General features: G+C 63.6%; 15 protein-coding genes and 1 pseudogene. 12 read left to right on the top strand and 4 right to left on the bottom strand.

Going from position 1 to position 18,232, the window contains the following annotated elements; all coding sequences use genetic code 11:
• The first annotated feature begins 53 nt into the window (after positions 1-53).
• Positions 54-260 (top strand): cold shock domain-containing protein CspD, encoded by a 207-nt coding sequence (gene cspD / locus LPA37_RS20055; RefSeq protein ID WP_017776809.1) that lies wholly within the window; start codon positions 54-56, stop codon positions 258-260.
• Positions 261-361: 101 nt separating this feature from the next.
• Here the strand turns inward: cspD and LPA37_RS20050 are convergent, their stop codons facing one another.
• The 3 genes from LPA37_RS20050 to icd all read right to left on the bottom strand — a co-directional run bounded on the left by LPA37_RS20050 (position 362) and on the right by icd (position 4,019).
• Complete coding sequence (locus LPA37_RS20050) at positions 362-1,993, bottom strand: multicopper oxidase family protein (RefSeq protein WP_229013473.1); 1,632 nt, start codon at positions 1,991-1,993, stop codon at positions 362-364.
• Positions 1,994-2,152: 159 nt separating this feature from the next.
• The gene (locus LPA37_RS20045; protein ID WP_228976943.1) at positions 2,153-2,491 is read right to left on the bottom strand and encodes a hypothetical protein; all 339 of its coding nucleotides are present in this window, start codon (positions 2,489-2,491) and stop codon (positions 2,153-2,155) included.
• Positions 2,492-2,762: 271 nt separating this feature from the next.
• Complete coding sequence (gene icd / locus LPA37_RS20040; protein ID WP_228976942.1) at positions 2,763-4,019, bottom strand: NADP-dependent isocitrate dehydrogenase; 1,257 nt, start codon at positions 4,017-4,019, stop codon at positions 2,763-2,765.
• 381 nt (positions 4,020-4,400) lie between these two features.
• Here icd and LPA37_RS20035 point away from each other — a divergent pair, with 381 nt between their 5' ends.
• The 4 genes from LPA37_RS20035 to fusA all read left to right on the top strand — a co-directional run bounded on the left by LPA37_RS20035 (position 4,401) and on the right by fusA (position 8,644).
• Entirely contained in the window at positions 4,401-4,970 is a 570-nt protein-coding gene (locus LPA37_RS20035) for a pseudouridine synthase (protein ID WP_229013472.1), read from the top strand.
• Positions 4,971-5,365: 395 nt separating this feature from the next.
• Entirely contained in the window at positions 5,366-5,563 is a 198-nt protein-coding gene (locus tag LPA37_RS20030; protein WP_228976938.1) for a hypothetical protein, read from the top strand.
• A 147-nt stretch (positions 5,564-5,710) separates the two neighbouring features.
• Positions 5,711-6,217: a DUF192 domain-containing protein gene (locus LPA37_RS20025; protein ID WP_229013470.1), complete on the top strand. Its 507-nt coding sequence runs from the start codon at positions 5,711-5,713 to the stop codon at positions 6,215-6,217.
• 321 nt (positions 6,218-6,538) lie between these two features.
• Positions 6,539-8,644 carry an elongation factor G gene (gene fusA / locus LPA37_RS20020; protein WP_228976930.1) on the top strand — a complete coding sequence of 702 codons (2,106 nt, stop codon included), beginning with the start codon at positions 6,539-6,541 and terminating at the stop codon, positions 8,642-8,644.
• A 105-nt stretch (positions 8,645-8,749) separates the two neighbouring features.
• On the opposite strand, the gene LPA37_RS20015 is transcribed toward fusA, so the two are convergent.
• Entirely contained in the window at positions 8,750-9,517 is a 768-nt protein-coding gene (locus LPA37_RS20015; protein WP_229013469.1) for a carbonic anhydrase, read from the bottom strand.
• 228 nt (positions 9,518-9,745) lie between these two features.
• On the opposite strand from LPA37_RS20015, the gene LPA37_RS20010 reads away from it, so the two are divergent.
• From LPA37_RS20010 to LPA37_RS19980, 7 genes and pseudogenes are all read left to right on the top strand, one after another.
• Positions 9,746-10,261 carry a cupin domain-containing protein gene (locus tag LPA37_RS20010; RefSeq protein WP_229013467.1) on the top strand — a complete coding sequence of 172 codons (516 nt, stop codon included), beginning with the start codon at positions 9,746-9,748 and terminating at the stop codon, positions 10,259-10,261.
• A 34-nt stretch (positions 10,262-10,295) separates the two neighbouring features.
• The gene (locus tag LPA37_RS20005) at positions 10,296-11,315 is read left to right on the top strand and encodes a HoxN/HupN/NixA family nickel/cobalt transporter (RefSeq protein WP_228976925.1); all 1,020 of its coding nucleotides are present in this window, start codon (positions 10,296-10,298) and stop codon (positions 11,313-11,315) included.
• 244 nt (positions 11,316-11,559) lie between these two features.
• Entirely contained in the window at positions 11,560-13,230 is a 1,671-nt protein-coding gene (locus tag LPA37_RS20000; protein ID WP_229013466.1) for an ABC transporter substrate-binding protein, read from the top strand.
• 78 nt (positions 13,231-13,308) lie between these two features.
• Positions 13,309-14,319 carry an ABC transporter permease gene (locus tag LPA37_RS19995; RefSeq protein ID WP_229013465.1) on the top strand — a complete coding sequence of 337 codons (1,011 nt, stop codon included), beginning with the start codon at positions 13,309-13,311 and terminating at the stop codon, positions 14,317-14,319.
• Positions 14,316-15,182 carry an ABC transporter permease gene (locus tag LPA37_RS19990; RefSeq protein WP_228976920.1) on the top strand — a complete coding sequence of 289 codons (867 nt, stop codon included), beginning with the start codon at positions 14,316-14,318 and terminating at the stop codon, positions 15,180-15,182. Before LPA37_RS19995 ends, LPA37_RS19990 begins: the two co-directional genes overlap by 4 nt.
• Positions 15,179-17,287, top strand: coding sequence for an ABC transporter ATP-binding protein (locus LPA37_RS19985; RefSeq protein WP_229013464.1), 2,109 nt, complete (start codon positions 15,179-15,181; stop codon positions 17,285-17,287). The genes LPA37_RS19990 and LPA37_RS19985 overlap by 4 nt, the downstream gene beginning before the upstream one ends.
• A 451-nt stretch (positions 17,288-17,738) precedes the next feature.
• Positions 17,739-18,232, top strand: a pseudogene (locus tag LPA37_RS19980) (hypothetical protein); the annotation flags it as partial.

Here is an 18,232-nt window from a genome sequence, read left to right as displayed (position 1 = left end):
TTAAGCTTTTCGAGGGGCTCGTGGTAGGGACATGAGTTACAGGGGAAGTTGGCATGGCAACTGGTACGGTCAAATGGTTCAATGACGCGAAAGGTTTCGGATTCATTACGCCCGACGAAGGCGGTGAGGATCTGTTTGCACACTTTTCGGCTATCCAGATGAACGGTTTCAAAACGCTCAAGGAAGGCCAGAAAGTAAGCTTCGAGGTCGTGCAAGGCCCCAAAGGCAAACAGGCATCGAACATCCAGGCTGCCGCCTGATTCCGTTCGATACCCGAACCCTGAAAACCCGGCTTCGTGCCGGGTTTTTTCATTTCGGGCCGCTGTATTGACCGTCTGTCGCCGGAATCCCGAGGTCGCGCTCAGATCACCCTGAGCGTGCCCATCATGCCGAGGTCTTCGTGTTCGAGGATGTGGCAATGGAACATCCGCTCGCCCGCCATCTTCTGAACCGTGGCGATGCGCACGGTCTCGCCGGGCTGGACGTTCACCGTATCGCGCCACGCGAGCAACGGCTCCGGCGTGACCACCCCGCCGCGCTCCCGCCCGACGACCTGAAACTGCGTGCCATGCAGATGGAACGGATGATCCATGTCAGTGCGGTTCTCGACCGCCCATTCCTCGACTGCGTCGCGCCGGCTCGTCAGCGTGATCCGCTTTGGATCAAACGAAGTGCCGTTGATCATGAACCGCATTCCCGCCGGCATGCCGTGGACCGATGCGCCAGAATGGTGCATTGCGGTCATGTCCATCGCTTCTGAAAAGACCACCGACTTCCGCGCGACGGGTGCAGGCAGCGGCACGATGGTCCGCAACGTGGCGGGTATCGCGCGCAACGCGGCGCCAGCCTCGCCGATCGGTTGCGGCTGGAACGCGACGTCGGCGAGCACGTGCGCCGGGTCCGGCGGCAGGCTGCCCTCCGGCATCGCCATCTTGCGACGGTCGTAGACGTCGGCGGTAAGTGTTGCCTGCGACGGCACGCTGCCGGCGCGCACGATCACTTCAGCCCGCTCGCCGGGCGCGAGCAGCAGTTCGGTCAGACCTTCGCGCGGCGTTTCCAGCAAACCGCCGTCCGTGCCGACCTGAACAAAACGCTGCCCGGCTCCGAGCGAAAATCTCAGATAGCGGGCACTGCACGCATTCCACAGACGCCAGCGCTCATCTTCCTTAACATTGATGCGCGGACGGCGTGCGCCATTCACCAGCACGAACTGCCCTTCGCGACCGTTCATCCAGTCCATCATGTCGTTGGCGGGAATCGAACCGTCGGCGGCCAGTTTCAGGTCGGAGAAAAACAGGTGGCGCTCGGGGAAGCCGGCCAGCGGATCGTCGGCGGCGCGAACGATGACCGGCCCGGCGAGGCCGCGAAACACCTGTTCCGCCGACATCATGTGCGGATGCGGGTGGTACCAGTACGTGCCGGCGCTGCCGGCCGGCAATGTGAAGCGGTAGACGCGTGTGGCGCCGGGCGCGACCACGTTCCCGGGATTGCCGTCCTGATCGGGCGGCACGGGCATGCCGTGCCAGTGAATCGTCGACGGTTGCGGCAGGCGGTTGATGAAGCGGATTTCGACGGTATCGCCTTCGCGGACGTCGATCAGCGGACCGGTGACCGGGCCCTGCGTGCTGTCCGCGCCCGCTCCGTTGTATTGCCAGAAGGTCGTCGGCCGGCTCTCGAGTAATGGATGTTGCGCGGGCTCGGCAACGAGTGTCGCGCGGAACAGGCCGGGTTCCCGGCTTTCGTTGCGAAGTACGCGCAATGCCGGCAAGGGCGCGCCTGAAGGGAGCGCATCGGCAGGCGCGAGCGCGGCAGCGGCGGATTCTGGCTGCGCCGCGACCGGTTTTGCGGGATGCATGCCGGGCATGTCCGGCATGTCGTCCATCCCCTCCATGCCGTGCATCGAATGGCCAGCGTGCTGCGCGAGGACGCCGCGCGCTAATAGCGACGCGACGGCGGCGCTCAGCGTGCGGGCGAGAAATTGCCTGCGAATCATGATGGTTCCTTGTTGCGAGCGAACGGGGCGTACAGACGTACGATGCGTTCGCGCCTGATCGGGTGATGACCCTCGGGCATGGACACGGCCGGTCGGGTCATCATCTGGGTGAGCGGCATGCGTCACACATCGGCGATGTGCGCGCACTGCCCGGCGTGATCAGACTATCGGCGGACGCAGCAGCGGCGCGTGCGCGACGCTGTCACGCGAGGGCTCGGAGACCGGCAGCGGTAGCGACCCACCCGATGCCCGCGTTTCGAAATGGAACGCGGTGAAAAACGCCCCGCAATGCACGCCGCACGCGGTCGTGCAGCAGATCGAATGATCGTGGTGGCACAGCGAGCCGGCCCCGACCACGTCGGGGCAAGAAGATGGCGCTCGCGAAACCTGATGTGATGCGTGCACCATCCCGCCGGTGCTCACCGGCTGTCCGGAATGCGCGGACGCGCCCTGCGTGAAGAACAGCGCAAGCGATAACGCGACAAGGATGCGCCACATCGAGATCATTGCAGAACGAGAGAACAGGAATCGCGGGGAACGGGAAACATGCGAGAGATGATATCGCAGGCTTCGGCGCGGTCGTTCGATACGCGTGCAGTCATCGCCCCTCGACAGGGGATTGGAGATAAATTCACGGCCCCTCCCCACGGAATTACGCTCATCGAATCCCGGATTCCATTACATCGAGCGGACATAGACAAACAAAACCCCGGTCACAAATATTGCGCACCGGGGTTCGCCGGATTTCTCCGGATGACGCTGGACCTGCTTACATATTCTCGATCAGCACCTGACCAAAGCCCGAGCACGACACCTGCGTCGCGCCTTCCATCAGACGCGCGAAGTCGTACGTCACGCGCTTTTGCAGAATCGACTTTTCCATCGCGGAGATGATCACGTCCGCCGCCTCGGTCCAGCCGAGGTGCCGCAGCATCATTTCAGCCGACAGGATTTCCGAACCCGGGTTCACGTAATCCTTGCCGGCATACTTCGGCGCAGTGCCATGCGTCGCTTCGAACATCGCGACCGAATCCGACATGTTCGCGCCCGGCGCGATACCGATACCGCCGACCTGCGCAGCCAGCGCGTCCGATACATAGTCGCCGTTCAGGTTCAGCGTGGCGATCACGTCGTATTCAGCCGGGCGCAGCAGGATCTGCTGCAGGAACGCATCCGCGATGACGTCCTTCACGACGACGTCGCCGCCCGTCTTCGTGTTCTTCACTTTCATCCACGGGCCGCCATCGATCAGCTCCGCGCCGAATTCCTTCTGCGCGAGCGCGTAGCCGTAGTCACGGAATGCGCCTTCCGTGAACTTCATGATGTTGCCCTTGTGAACCAGCGTGACCGAGCGACGATCGTTGTCGATCGCATACTGGATCGCCTTGCGCACCAGACGTTCCGTGCCTTCGCGCGACACCGGCTTTACACCGATACCGGACGTATCCGGGAAGCGGATCTTCTTCACGCCCATTTCTTCGCGCAGGAACTTGATGACCTTCTTCGCTTCCGCCGATTCCGCAGGCCATTCGATACCGGCGTAAATGTCCTCCGAGTTCTCGCGGAAGATCACCATATTGGTCTTCTCCGGCTCACGCACGGGCGAAGGCACGCCCTTGAAGTACTGCACCGGACGCAGGCACACGTACAGGTCGAGCTCCTGGCGCAACGCGACGTTCAGCGAACGGATGCCGCCGCCAACCGGCGTCGTCAACGGTCCCTTGATCGACACCACGTATTCCTTCAGCACTTCGAGCGTTTCTTCCGGCAGCCACACGTCCGGGCCGTACACCCTCGTCGCCTTTTCGCCCGCGTAGATTTCCATCCAGTGGATCTTCCTCTTGCCCGCATACGCTTTCTCGAGCGCGGCGTCGACGACCTTGATCATCACCGGCGTGATGTCGAGGCCCGTACCATCGCCTTCGATGTAAGGAATGATCGGATTGTCGGACACGTTGAGCGAGTAATCCGCGTTGACGGTGATCTTGTCACCGCCCGTCGGGACCTTGATGTGTTGATACGGCATGATCGGACTCCGTGATAGCTGTGCTGGTAGAAGCAGCGATATGGAAGCTGATGGGGGACTGTGAAACCGGACGCTCCTCGATACGCGCAATGCCGGACGCCCGCGAGCGGTCAGGCCGCTATTCTAGCCCACGCTACCGTGCATGCACGGGCAAGGACCAGGCGGGAAAAATCACAAAAACCGGGCAACGCGAACGGATGAGTGCAGCACTCTTCTCTTATGTCTTATATAAGACATAAGACGTGCCGTTCCGTATTATGCATTAATATCCCGCCATCTGCTACACAGCGTAACGCCTGTGTGCGCTGCCCGCACCGCACTACGCGGCGCGGCTCGCGCGCGTTTCATTGAAGGCGCGGCAGGTCCACCGGAATTTATTGCATGCGTCTTATCGCGCTCAACAAGCCGTTCGGCACAATCTGCCAGTTCTCGCCGCACGAAACGCGCGCGTCACTCGCGGACTGGGTCAAGACGCCTGGCGTCTATCCCGCGGGCCGTCTCGACTCGGACAGCGAAGGCCTGCTGCTGCTCACCGACGATGGCGCGCTGCAGGCGCGCATCGCCGAGCCGCGCCACAAACTCATCAAACGTTACTGGGCACAGGTAGAAGGCGCTCCTTCAGCCGACGATCTGGCGAAGCTCGCGCGCGGCGTCGATCTCGGCGATTACGTGACGCGTCCGTGTCGCGCGGAGTTTGTCGAGCCGCCTGGATCGCTCTGGCCGCGCACGCCACCGATCCGCTTTCGCGCGGCCATTCCCACTACGTGGATCGAACTCTCGATTACGGAAGGCAAGAACCGCCAGGTTCGACGTATGACAGCAGCGGCTGGATTTCCCACGCTGCGGCTCGTGCGGGTTGGGGTCGGCGCACTCGATATTTTTGCGCTGGGGCTCGCGCCTGGCGAGCATATCGATGTGTCATCGCAAGCGCCATGGAATGGCATCGTGTGATTCGCGGCCTGTTCGCAACGCGCGCACGTCAAGCGCGTTTTCGAGCTAAGCCGTTGTACTGCCGGTCATTTCTCTTCCCGATGCGAAGCGCGGCAACCATCGTTGTTCGCGCATTCGCAGTCACGCAAGAACTTTCGCGAAAATTCGCGTCAACCGCCTCGTAACCTCACACGTTATTCGACGCAGATGCCGTCCGAAGCTATCCGGCATTCAGCCTTAAGACCTTTGTGCACGCCACTCTCGCGGTGAACACAGCAGGTCCGGACGCTGACAGACGTCATCGCAAATTTGTTCGATGCGACTGTCAACCGAAAGGTGGATGGCACGTTTACCGATCTGACTCAAGAACCGGGTCATTGGTTAATTAACTGCAACTCATGCTGAGGATTTACAAAATGAACAAACTGATCGCCGCTCTGGTCGCTGGTCTCTTCGCAACGGCAGCATTCGCACAGGCTTCGGCACCGGAAGCATCGGCTCCGGCAGCTGCTACGTCGGCAAAGAAGGCCACGAAGACAACGAAGAAGTCGACGCACAAGAAGTCGCACAAGAAGGCGGCAGCTGCTGCTGCAGCTTCGGGCGCTTCGGAATAAGTTTGTTGTAAAAAACGCAGTCAAGAACCAGCAGTACTGCCGTTCTTACGGCGTTGAAAGGCAGAAGGCCGCAAGGCACTCTGCCTTTTTCTTTTTTGACGCGCTCGCGTAACATGCGCGGGTTAATTTCCAGCCAGGAGTCCCGCCGTGCGAATCACCTTGCGCTCACTCGTCACGCGTTTCGCGTTCGCGATCGTCTTGCCCGTCGCGGCTCTTTCGTTCATCGCCACCGGTTCGAATAATGCATACGCGCAGCAGATGCCGCCAGGCGCGAAGCAGCCCGGAGACTTTCCGCGCGTGAAGCTCACCGCCGGCATGTTCGTGATCGACGCCGCCGTCGCCGCGAACGATGCGGACCGCGAACAGGGCCTCATGTATCGCACGAAGCTCGCGCCGAACGACGGCATGATTTTCGTCTTCAACGAAAACGCCGTGCACTGCTTCTGGATGAAAAACACGTTGATTCCGCTTTCGGTCGCATTCATCCGCGCCGACGGCACGATCACCGACATCGACGAAATGCAGGCCGAAACCACCAACAATCACTGCCCGAAGAACAACGGCGTGTATGTGCTCGAAATGAGCAAGGGCTGGTTCACGGAGAAAGGCATCAAGCCGGGCATGAAGATCCAGGGTCTGCCCACACCGCAATAAAGCAGAGCGGTCTTCGACAGACCGTGCACGCGCATCGGCCAGGGCTGGCGACACCCCGCGGGGTCGCCGGCCCTGCTGCTTTGCGCGCCGCGGTTGTCGTCCGAAACCGGCAGATGCCGCATGAACGCGCTGCTTGCGCCCCGGCGCCGGCCACGCCCGGGCACCGCTTGCGGCCCCTGCTGCCCTATCTGGCAAGATTCCTGCAAAAGCCTGACGGTAGCGCTATGCTTATGGTCTTTACACCGCAGCACCGCGGTCGTCCGGCCGGCGCAAGCCGAAGCCCGACGCCTCCCACCGGCGCGCCTTTCCAAGGAGATTCACGTGCCCAGAAAGACTCCCATTGAACGCTACCGGAACATTGGCATCAGCGCTCACATCGATGCCGGCAAGACCACCACCACGGAACGCATCCTGTTCTACACCGGCGTGACCCACAAGATCGGCGAGGTTCACGACGGTGCGGCGACGATGGACTGGATGGAACAGGAGCAGGAGCGCGGCATCACGATCACGTCGGCCGCGACCACGGCGTTCTGGAAAGGCATGGCCGGCAACTATCCGGAACACCGGATCAACATCATCGACACCCCGGGGCACGTCGACTTCACGATCGAAGTCGAGCGCTCGATGCGCGTGCTCGACGGCGCGTGCATGGTGTACGACTCGGTCGGCGGTGTGCAGCCGCAGTCCGAAACCGTGTGGCGCCAGGCGAACAAGTACAAGGTGCCGCGCATTGCGTTCGTCAACAAGATGGACCGCGTCGGCGCCGATTTCTTCCGCGTGCAGCGGCAGATCGGCGATCGCCTGAAAGGCGTCGCGGTGCCGATCCAGATTCCGGTTGGCGCAGAAGATCATTTCCAGGGCGTGGTCGACCTCGTCAAGATGAAAGCGATCTTCTGGGACGAAGAGAACCAGGGCATCAAGTTCGAGTACCGCGATATCCCGCCGGAACTCGCGGATACCGCGAAGGAATGGCACGACAAGATGGTCGAGGCCGCCGCCGAAGCGAACGAGGAACTGCTCGACAAGTACCTGCATGGCGGCACGTTGACCGAAGAGGAAATCAAACACGGTATTCGCGTGCGCTGCATTGCCAACGAAATCGTGCCGATGCTGTGCGGCAGCGCGTTCAAGAACAAGGGCGTGCAGGCCATGCTCGACGCGGTGATCGACTACCTGCCCTCGCCGGTCGATGTGCCCGCCATCACCGGCCACGACGAATACGACAAGGAAATCGAGCGCCACCCTACTGACACCGATCCGTTCTCGGCACTCGCGTTCAAGATCATGACCGACCCGTTCGTCGGCCAGCTGATTTTCTTCCGCGTCTATTCGGGCGTGGTGAATTCGGGCGACACCGTCTACAACGCGGTCAAGGAGAAGAAAGAGCGCCTTGGCCGGATCCTGCAGATGCATGCGAACGAGCGCAAGGAAATCAAGGAGGTCTACGCGGGCGACATCGCCGCGGCAGTCGGCCTGAAGGAAGCGACCACCGGCGACACGCTGTGCGATCCGAACAACGTGATCATTCTCGAACGGATGATCTTCCCGGAACCGGTGATCTCGCAGGCCGTCGAGCCGAAGACCAAGGTCGACCAGGAAAAGATGGGCATCGCGCTCAACCGTCTCGCGCAGGAAGACCCGTCGTTCCGCGTGCAGACGGATGAAGAATCCGGCCAGACGATCATCTCCGGCATGGGCGAGCTTCACCTGGAAATTCTCGTCGACCGGATGAAGCGCGAGTTCGGCGTGGAAGCGACAGTCGGCAAACCGCAGGTGGCATACCGTGAAACGGTGCGCATCAAGGTCGAGGACGTCGAGGGCAAGTTCGTCAAGCAGTCGGGCGGGCGCGGCCAGTACGGCCACGCGGTGATCACGCTGGAGCCGGCACCGCAGGGCAAGGGATACGAGTTCGTCGATGCGATCAAGGGCGGTGTGATTCCGCGCGAATTCATCCCGGCGGTCGACAAGGGCATCATCGAAACGCTGAAGGCCGGCGTGCTGGCGGGCTACCCGGTGGTCGACGTGAAGGTCACGCTCACATTCGGTTCGTACCACGACGTCGACTCGAACGAAAACGCGTTCCGCATGGCCGGTTCGATCGCATTCAAGGAAGCGATGCGCAAGGCGAAGCCGGTGCTGCTCGAACCGATGATGGCGGTCGAAGTGGAAACGCCCGAGGACTTCATGGGTAACGTGATGGGCGATCTGTCGAGCCGTCGCGGCATGGTACAAGGGATGGAAGACATCGCCGGCGGCGGCGGCAAGCTGGTGCGCGCCGAAGTGCCGCTCGCGGAAATGTTCGGCTACTCAACGTCGCTGCGTTCGGCGACCCAGGGCCGCGCGACGTACACGATGGAGTTCAAGCACTACGCCGAGACGCCGAACAACGTCGCCGAAGCCGTGATCAACGCGAAGCACAAGTAAGCCGGCGGTTGCAACACGTTTTGTGCTGCGATTGCAGAAGGTGCTCGAAGCCCGTCCCGCAAGGACGGGCTTTTTTACATCACGACGTCGTGTGGTGCGAGCGGTTCAATTCACTTCCCAGACATCGCGCCCGTTAAGCGGCTGCGCCGGGCGTTGGTTCCCGTGGTAGAAGCGCGCCATTGCGTCGAATTGCTGCTGGGTGATCGCGACGGGCTCCTTGAACTCTATCCACGTCACGCCTTCCGAGCAGGGCGGCGTGGTCAGGGAACCGCTGTAGGTGTAGTAGCCGGGGTTCGCCGGCAGCAGATCGAGCGGGTTGATCATGACACCATTCGCCTTGAATTCAGCGCCCTTCTCGTGGGGGATTCGATCCAGCAAGGCCTGAATGACCGGATTCGGCTGCTCGCCGATCCTGAACTGGACAGCGAGCACGAGAAGCCTGTCGTCGTCGGAATGATGAACGAAGTGCGCGTCCATCACGCTTACCTTGCCGGCGAAGCGTTCTTCACCCGGCGCATGGAAATGAAACTGCACAAGCTGGTAAGGACGGTCGCCGAGCGAGATGCTATCCGTGCCCGGTGCCGCGTTGAACTGCACGGCGTGCCCGGTATTGGTGACATCGATGGGAAGGGGCCGGTAGTTGATTTTCAGCCTGGGCATATCGGCGGGCGCTTTCCTTGCACCTTCGATGTTGATCGGCGATTCGGCGCGGCCACTTTCGCACAGGCGAAAGTCCTTGCTGATTTCGCCCCAGTGATCGGGGCCGTGTTCACCGCTGTACGTCCAGTCGTGGCCCGGGTCGGCCGAAGCGTTGAGCGTGGCGAAGGCCATGAGCAGGAACGCACCACCCGACAGTCGTTTGACCTTGTTCATTGTGTTACCCCATGAAGTTGGAAGGGCATAAGCCTGGACAGGGATACGCCGCAGAACTATCGGAAAAGTCGCAATAGCGGAAAAGTGGGTCATGAAACGCGAGCGAGTGTGTTGTGCGGGCGAGTTCGAACGTGGAAGTACGCACACCGGCAAGCCACACACACGTTTTTGAACGTGCAAGAATGTGGAACAGCGCCGTCGCGCGAGGCCAGTGAGGAGAGACACGCCATGAGCCAGGATCACGACCATCCGCATCACCACGACACCCCGCCGTCAAAGCCAGTGGACTGGCGCGAGCACGGTGTGAAGGTCATCAAGGGCGACCAGCTGGACAGCAACACGGCGCAGACGCCCGGCATGAACCGCGCCGCCGCGATCAACGCGGCGCGCGTCGGCGCGCAGAAAATCTGGGCGGGTACCGTCACGATTCATCCGAACGCGAGGACGGGCGCCCATCATCACGGCGCGCTCGAAAGCGTGATCTACGTGGTGCGCGGCCAGGCACGCATGCGTTGGGGCGAACACCTCGAATTCACCGCCGAAGCCGGCCCGGGCGACTTCATCTTCGTCCCGCCTTATGTGCCGCATCAGGAAATCAACGCGAGCACCGACGATCCGCTCGAATGCGTGCTCGTGCGCAGCGATAACGAAGCAGTCGTCGTGAATCTGAACATCGACGCGGTCGAGGCGCCCGAAGCGGTGTACTGGGTCGATCCGATCCACAAGCATCCGCACGATCATTGAACCGGATCCCGGACTTCGACAGCAAGCGCCCTTCATGACGCCTACCGCTACTGTGTTACGCCCTCGCCTTTGCGCGCTCTACGCCGTGCTGATCGCGGCCAATCTCGGTGCGTGGGCATGGGCGCTGATCGCGTTTCGCCACTATCCGCTGCTGCTCGGCACGGCGCTGCTCGCGTACGGCTTCGGTCTGCGCCATGCGGTCGACGCCGACCACATCGCCGCCATCGACGCCGTCACGCGCAAGCTGATGCAGGAAGGCAAACGACCACTGACGGTCGGTCTCTCGTTCTCGCTCGGCCATTCGACGATCGTGATCGCGGCGACGGTCGGCATCGCGTTGACGGCGCTTTCGATGCACGATCAGTTCGAGCGTTTCAGGGCCGTGGGCGGCACGATCGGCACGGCCGTTTCGGCGGTGTTTCTGCTCGTGCTCGCGGCGGTGAATCTCGTGATCCTGCGCGACGTGTGGCGCCGCTACCGGCACGTTCAGCGCGGCGGCGAACTGCCCGCCGATGCTGCAACGCCCGCGCCCGCCGGCTTGCTGTCGCGCGCGTTGCGCCCGCTTTTCGGGCTCGTGTCGAAGAGCTGGCACATGTATCCGGTCGGCGTGCTGTTCGGTCTCGGCTTCGACACGGCCACTGAAATCGGTCTGCTCGCGATCGCCGCGGCCGAAGCGGGCAAAGGTCTGCCGATGTATTCGATTCTCGTGTTTCCCGCGCTGTTCACGGCCGGCATGACGCTCGTCGACTCCACCGACAACGTGCTCATGGTCCACGCGTACGGCTGGGCGATGGACGACCCGCGCCGCAAGCTCTACTACAACGCGAGCATCACGTTCGTGTCGGCGGTGGTCGCCATTGTGATCGGCGGTGTCGAGGCGCTTGGCCTCCTGTCGGACAGACTCGGCTTCACGGGCGGCTTGTGGGACGCGGTCGCGGCGGTCAACGAACGCTTCGGCATGCTCGGCTATGGAATCGTCGCGATGTTCATCGCGTGCTGGATCGGCTCCGTGCTGTTTCACCGCTGGCGTCGTCCCGCCGTGAGCGCGCGTTAGTCACGCGATGGAGCAAGCGCTGTGCCCGTCCTTCACGGTTCATGCCACCACGTACGCCCGTTTTGTCCGCCCGGGCGGAATTTGCGCGCTGCGTGGCGTTCCGATTCCGCGGGCAATCGCTTACACTGAACCCGCCCCGTCGTCGCGCGCCATCGCGTCCAGTCGCGCCGGATTACACCGGTAGCGCCAGAGCCCGCTCAAAATGGCGCGCGTAGCCCGATAGAACCCAACGGAACACCATTCGATGAAGAATTCCGCGGATCGCCATTCAGCCCGCCTCGCCCTCGAAGCCGCACGAAACACCGCCGGCGAACTCGGCCAGCACGCCCTCGATGAGTTCGCAGCCGGCCGCCTCACGCGCCGCGAACTGCTGCGCTACGCAGGCGTGATCGGACTTTCGCTGGCGGGCGGCGGCCTCTTCGCATCGCCGCGCGCGCACGCCCAGGGCACGCCCAGGGGCGCGAACGCGACGATCCGCGTCGCGCACCTGATGCCGGGCGGCGCTGTCGATCCGCTGACCGTGACGGACGCCGGGGGCCTCGCGCTCCTGAACCAGACCGGCGAATTCCTCATCAACGACGACGAACATTCGCAGTTGCAACCCGCGCTGGCGCTGTCGTGGCAGCCGAACGCGAAGGGCGACGTGTGGACGTTCAAGCTCCGTCAGAACGTGAAATTCCACGACGGCCAGACGTTCGGCGCAAAAGATGTGGTCGCCACGTTCGACCGGCTCGCCGATCCCGCAACCGGCTCGGCCGCGCTCTCGGTGCTGAAGGGCGTGCTGTCGAAAGGCGGCGCGAAGGTCGTCGACGAACACACCGTCACGTTCCATCTCGACGCGCCGAACGGCAACTTCCCGTATTACGTCTCGTCGGACAATTACAACGCCGTGATGCTGCCCGCGAACTACGCGGGCAACTACGAGAAAACGTTCATCGGCACGGGGGCGTTCAAGCTCGAATCGTATCAACCGAAGGTGAGCGCTTCGTTCGTGCGCAATCCCGATTACTGGGGTGAAAAGGCGCTGCCGCAACGCGTGCAGTTTTCGTTTTACGCCGACGAACAGGCGCAGATTCTCGCGCTGCAGGGCCGTCAGGCCGACGTGATGGGCACGTTCACCGTGCAGGGCGGCTCGGGCATTCTCAACAATCCCGGGTTCAAGGTGATTGGCGTGCGCTCGAGCGCGCATCGTCAGATGCACATGCGCAACGACAATCCGCTCTTCAAGGACAAGCGCGTGCGCCAGGCGCTCGCGCTGTCGCTCGATCGCGAGGTGATGGTGCGCGGGCTCTTCAAGGGCCGCGCGATGGTCGCCAACGACAACCCGTTCGCGTCCGTCTTTCCTTCGTCGGACATGAGTGTGCCGCAGCGCAAGCTCGATGTCGCGAAGGCGAAACAACTGCTCGCGCAGGCTGGCGTTCCGAACGGTTTCGACGTCACGCTCACGACCGAGAAATACATGGAGATCCCCGATCTCGCCGTCGTCATACAGAATGCGGCGAAGGCGATCGGCGTGCGGATCAACCTGAAGGTGGAAAGCCAGTCGCTGTATTACGGCGCGGGCACACCGGGCAAATCGGACTGGCTCGACTCGCCGCTCGGCATCACCGATTACGGTCACCGGGGCGTGCCGAACGTGTTCCTGAACGCACCGCTCACGAGCGGCGGCACGTGGAACGCGGCGCACTTCAGGAACCCGCAGTACGACAGGCTCGTCGCGGATTTCGTCGGCGCGCTCGACGTCGCATCGCAGAAGAAAATCGCCGGACAGATCGAAACCCTGCTGCTGGATGAGACGCCGATCATCATCCCGTACTTCTACGACCAGTTGATCGCAACGCGCCGCGAGCTCAGCGGCGTGCGTTTCACCGCGCTCGCGCAACTGTATTTCGACCGCGCGGTGCTGGCCGCTTAAGCGCCCGACGGTCGCGCGGCCAGTCCATCCGCACATCGCATCCGGCGCGAGTCCCCCAAGCCCATCAGCGAGCATTCGATGTCGACAACGGCTACTCCTCCCACATCGCGCGCGACGAGCGGCAACGCGGGCCGCGTCGCGCGCTTCGTGGCGACGCGCGTCGCGCTCTCGCTGGTGACACTGTGGCTGCTCTCCGTGCTCGTGTTCGCGGGCGGCCAGTTGCTGCCGGGCGATATCGGCCGTGCGGTGCTCGGGCCGCTCGCCGATGCGCGTGCGGTCGCCGCGCTCAATCATCAGCTCGGTGCGGACCGGCCGCTGCTCACGCAATACGTCGACTGGATCACGCATTTCGTGCGTGGCGACATGGGCACGTCGTACATTTTTCGCACGCCGGTCGCGCCGTTTATCACCACCGCGCTCGGCCTTTCCGCGAAGCTCGGCCTGCTTGCGTTCGTCGTCGTGGTGCCGCTCGGTATCGCGGGCGGCGTGTGGGCGGCCATGCACGCGGGGCGCTGGATCGATCGCACCATCAGCATCACCGGGCTTTCGGCGACGGTCGTGCCGGAATTCGTGTCGTCGATCGTGTTGATCCTGATCTTTGGTATCTGGCTGCAATGGCTGCCGATCGAGGCGTCGTACCCAGCCGGCGCCGGCGTGCTCGAACAGCTCAGGCATCTGGTCCTGCCGGTACTGCCGCTCGTATTCGTGTTCTTCGGCTACATCGCGCGGATGGCACGCGCCGGCACCGTCGAGGCGCTCGACGCCGACTACACGCGCACCGCCATTCTCAAAGGCCTGCCGCAGCACGTCGTGATCTGGCGGCACGTGCTGCGCAACGCGCTGCTGCCGACGATCACCGTGGCCGCCACGCAGCTCGGCTACATGATCGGCGGGCTCGTTGTCGTGGAGACGCTGTTTCACTATCAGGGCATCGGCTCGCTGATCTACAACGCCGCAAAAGCGAAGGACTTCCCGATGCTCGAAGCCGGCGTGCTGACCGTCGGCGTCGTGTACACGGTGGCGAATCTCGCCGCCGATGCGCTGCACGTGCTGCTCAATCCGCGTCTGCGTGTGGAGGGAGCCGAATGAACGCCGTCGTTTCGCCGGAAGCCGCGCACCACGAGGCGCAGCGTTACGACCGCCTGCTCGCGCTGCTGCGTTCGCCGACGTTCGTCGTCGGTGCGCTGATCGTGCTCGGCTGGGTGGTATGCGCGATTGCCGGGCACTGGATCGCGCCGCTCGACCCCTACGCGTCCGACCCGATCAATTCGCTCGCGCCGCCCGATCACACACACTGGTTCGGCACCGATCAGCTCGGCCGCGACGTGTTCTCGCGCGTCATCACCGGCGCGCGCGACATCCTGACGATCGCGCCGCTCGCGACGCTGCTCGGCACGCTGGCCGGGGCGGCGCTCGGTCTTGTCGTCGGTTATTTCGACGGCTGGATCGACAACGTGACCGGCCGCGCCATCGACGCCGTGCTCGCGCTGCCGCTCGTGATCGTCGCGCTGCTCGCGCTGGCGGCTGTCGGCACGTCGAACTTCACGGTGATCCTCGTGATCGGCATCACGTTCACGCCGATTACCGCGCGCACGGTGCGCGCCGCCGTACTGGCCGAGCGCCACCTCGACTACGTCGCCGCCGCGCAACTGCGCGGCGAAAACGCGCTGTACATCATGTTCGCGGAGATCCTGCCGAACGTGCTGCCGCCGATCGTCGTCGAAGCGAGCGTGCGGCTCGGCTACGCCATTTTCGCGGTGGCGACGCTGTCGTTTCTCGGCTTCGGCATCCAGCCGCCTTCGGCCGACTGGGGACTCGCGTTATCGGAGTCGTACACATTGATGGCAGGCGGCGCGTGGTGGACCGTGGTGTTCGACGCAGCGGCGATTGCGTCGCTCGTCGTCGGCGTCAATCTGATCGCGGATAGCATCGAAGGCGTGCTCGACCGATGAACGCGCCGCCGCCCTCCGCTTTCCCTGCCTTCGACGTCTCGAAGAGCGAACACACCGATGCGCTGACGATCGTCGGTCTCACGGTCAGCTACCGTTCGCGCGGACGCGATCGCGAGGTCCTGCAGGACGTATCGTTTCGCGTGAAGCGCGGCGAGGCATATGGCCTTGTCGGCGAATCCGGATGCGGCAAGTCGACGGTCGCGATGGCCGTGCTGCGCTATCTGCCGCGTAACGGCAAGGTGAAGGCCGGCCGTATCCTGATTGCCGGCCAGGACCCCAACACGCTCGATCCCGACGCGTTGCGCACGATGCGCGCGAAGTCGATCTCGATGGTGTACCAGGACCCGGCGCGCGCGCTCAATCCTTCGCTCACCGTCGCGCGTCAGGTGTCGGAAGCGTTCGAGGCCGCGGGCGCAACGCCTAAGGAAGCGCTGGAACGCACGGTCGAGATGCTGCGTCGCGTGCAGATCGCGACGCCCGCGCGCGTGATGGGCAGCTATCCGCATCAGCTGTCGGGCGGCATGCAGCAGCGCGTCGTGATCGCGATGGCGCTCGCGTCCAATCCCGCGCTGCTGATTCTCGACGAGCCGACGACCGGTCTCGACGCCACCGTCGAAGCCGAGGTGCTCGATCTCGTCGCGCGACTGCGCGCGGAGTTCGGCACGGCGGTGCTCTTCATCAGCCACAACCTCGCGGTAATCGGGCGGATGTGCGAGCGCGTCGGCGTGCTGTATGCGGGCAAGCTCGTCGAGGAAGGCGCGACACGCGATGTGTTCGCGCGACCGCGTCATCCGTACACGGTCGGGCTGCTGCGCTGCCTGCCGGTCACGGGGCGCAGCAAGGACACCGACCGGCTCGATACGATCGCCGGTCATCTGCCGCTCGCCGGCCCGGTGACGCACGGCTGCATTTACGCCGAACGCTGCCGTCTCGCCGACGACCGTTGCCGCCGCGAAACACCGCCGCCGTATCGCGTGAGCGCGAAGCACGGCGACCAGATGTCGCGCTGCCACTATCACGAGCGCGCCATCGATCTGCCGCGCAATGCCGGTGAAGCGCCGGACGCCGCCGCGCAGTCCGCGCGCGGCGATGCGAAACAACCCGTGCTCGTACTGCGCGCCGAACACGTATCGAAGACGTTCCACATACCCGGCGGCACGTTACGCGCGGTCGACGACGTCTCGCTCGATCTGATGAAAGGCGAGACGCTCGGCCTCGTCGGCGAATCGGGCAGCGGCAAGACAACGCTCGCGCGTCTGCTGCTCGGTCTCGTTTCGCCCGATGCGGGCAGTATCATCGAACTCGACGGCGCGCGGCTGCCCGCGCGCGTGACACACCGCAACGACGCGCAGGTGAAGTCGCTGCAGATCGTGTTCCAGAATCCGGATTCGGCGCTCAACCGCTCACATTCGGTGAGGCGGCTGATCGGCCGCGCGCTGTCGCGCCTGGGCGCGCTGCGCGGCCAGGCGCACGACGCACGGCTTGCCGCGCTTGCCGCCGCCGTGCGTCTGCCCGACCGCTATCTGGGCGTGCGCACACGCCAGCTGTCGGGCGGCCTCAAGCAGCGCGTCGCGATTGCCCGCGCGTTTGCGGGCGATCCACGCGTCGTCGTCTGCGATGAGCCCACGTCCGCGCTCGACGTCTCCGTGCAGGCCGCGATTCTCAACCTGCTCGCCGACCTGCAACGCGAGCGCGGCGTGAGCTATGTGTTCATCTCGCACGACCTGAACGTCGTGCGCTATCTGTCCGATCGCATCGCCGTGCTCTATCTCGGCCGTCTGATGGAAATCGGACCGGCCGCCGCGGTGTTCGACGGGCCACATCATCCGTATACCGAGGCGTTGATCTCGTCGATTCCAGCGCTCGATTCGCTCGATTCCGGCCGCGACGCGCAACGCGTCCGTCTGTCCGGCGAACTGCCATCGGCATCCGCGCCGCCTTCGGGTTGCGTCTTTCATACGCGCTGCCCACGCAAACTCGGCGCGATCTGCGAACAGCAGGACCCACCGATGCACATGGCCGGCGACGCGCATCGGATCCGCTGCCACATCCCCGTCGACGAACTGCGTGTGCTTCAACGCGACACCGCGCACAGCACGACGTAACGTGAGATCAGGCGTGCCACACGGCGCGCCCCGTCACTCCGCGGCATACCGGTTTGCTGAATGCAGACGATTTCATCGATGACACGTCACGCGGGGCGAATCGCACCCGCGTTTCAGCGTCGAAACGTTTTCACGCGATTTGTCAGCACCGGCGTCCGTTTCCGTTCGCGCGAACAAGGCATGACGCGGGTTTGCGGACGGTGGCATGGTTGTCGCTATGGAAGGTTCGTGCAACCGGCACGTGAACAGCGAAAACAGGGGTGAGATTTCCGATCCGGTTGACCGGTTTAGATAACTGCTTCGTGCTTCGCTGAAAGTCCGCGAAGCGCGCAACGTGCGGATCTGACACGGGGAGCGACAAGGCTCGCGCGATGACGAGCCCTCCGCATGCGAGGTGGCCAATAAGAGACGGCGGCAGACGAGGCGTCGCCTTCTCGTCGGGAGAGTTGTGATGAATAACACAAGAAATAAGTACTACTACTGGCTACGGGGTGCGACAGCGATTGTCGCTGGCGCGGGGACTTTTATGACGGCGCATGCCGTGCACGCCGCATCGACGAACGAGGTGATCCCGCATTGGATTCTCGTCGCCGATGCGCCGTTGCCGGCCAGCGGCGGACAGGCCGGTACGACACAGGCGGCGTCCACTGCGGGTGGCGTGGCAGTGCTCGCGCAGGAGGGCTCGTTGTCGACGGGCCAGCCTTCCGACGCAGGCGCCACGGCAGCCGACGATGCAGCGGCCGTCTTCCGGGTTTCACGGGATTGTGACGGCAATATGGACAGCGACTGCGATCCGAAAGTGTCCAACGGCGCACGCGGCGGAAGCGGCGGCGCGGCTTCGAGCGGCTCGAATGGCGGCGGTAGTGGCAGCAGCGCGGGCGCGGCGGGATCGTCGGCTGGTGGCAGTGGCACTGGCCGTGGTGGTGGTGGTGGCGGTGGTGGTGG

The organism is Paraburkholderia gardini, from assembly GCF_907164545.1.
Taxonomy (GTDB): domain Bacteria; phylum Pseudomonadota; class Gammaproteobacteria; order Burkholderiales; family Burkholderiaceae; genus Paraburkholderia; species Paraburkholderia gardini.
This window is presented reverse-complemented; position numbering and strand designations above follow the sequence as displayed.

What these genes read in the sequence shown, in the direction of transcription:
- LPA37_RS20050 (WP_229013473.1), bottom strand. Translation starts at nt 1,993, where the DNA reads ATGATTCGCAGGCAATTTCTCGCCCGCACGCTGAGCGCCGCCGTCGCG.
- LPA37_RS20030 (WP_228976938.1), top strand. Translation starts at nt 5,366, where the DNA reads ATGAACAAACTGATCGCCGCTCTGGTCGCTGGTCTCTTCGCAACGGCA.
- LPA37_RS20005 (WP_228976925.1), top strand. Translation starts at nt 10,296, where the DNA reads ATGACGCCTACCGCTACTGTGTTACGCCCTCGCCTTTGCGCGCTCTAC.
- LPA37_RS19990 (WP_228976920.1), top strand. Translation starts at nt 14,316, where the DNA reads ATGAACGCCGTCGTTTCGCCGGAAGCCGCGCACCACGAGGCGCAGCGT.
- icd (WP_228976942.1), bottom strand. Translation starts at nt 4,019, where the DNA reads ATGCCGTATCAACACATCAAGGTCCCGACGGGCGGTGACAAGATCACC.
- LPA37_RS20015 (WP_229013469.1), bottom strand. Translation starts at nt 9,517, where the DNA reads ATGAACAAGGTCAAACGACTGTCGGGTGGTGCGTTCCTGCTCATGGCC.
- LPA37_RS20000 (WP_229013466.1), top strand. Translation starts at nt 11,560, where the DNA reads ATGAAGAATTCCGCGGATCGCCATTCAGCCCGCCTCGCCCTCGAAGCC.
- LPA37_RS20010 (WP_229013467.1), top strand. Translation starts at nt 9,746, where the DNA reads ATGAGCCAGGATCACGACCATCCGCATCACCACGACACCCCGCCGTCA.
- LPA37_RS19995 (WP_229013465.1), top strand. Translation starts at nt 13,309, where the DNA reads ATGTCGACAACGGCTACTCCTCCCACATCGCGCGCGACGAGCGGCAAC.
- cspD (WP_017776809.1), top strand. Translation starts at nt 54, where the DNA reads ATGGCAACTGGTACGGTCAAATGGTTCAATGACGCGAAAGGTTTCGGA.
- LPA37_RS19985 (WP_229013464.1), top strand. Translation starts at nt 15,179, where the DNA reads ATGAACGCGCCGCCGCCCTCCGCTTTCCCTGCCTTCGACGTCTCGAAG.
- LPA37_RS20035 (WP_229013472.1), top strand. Translation starts at nt 4,401, where the DNA reads ATGCGTCTTATCGCGCTCAACAAGCCGTTCGGCACAATCTGCCAGTTC.
- LPA37_RS20045 (WP_228976943.1), bottom strand. Translation starts at nt 2,491, where the DNA reads ATGTGGCGCATCCTTGTCGCGTTATCGCTTGCGCTGTTCTTCACGCAG.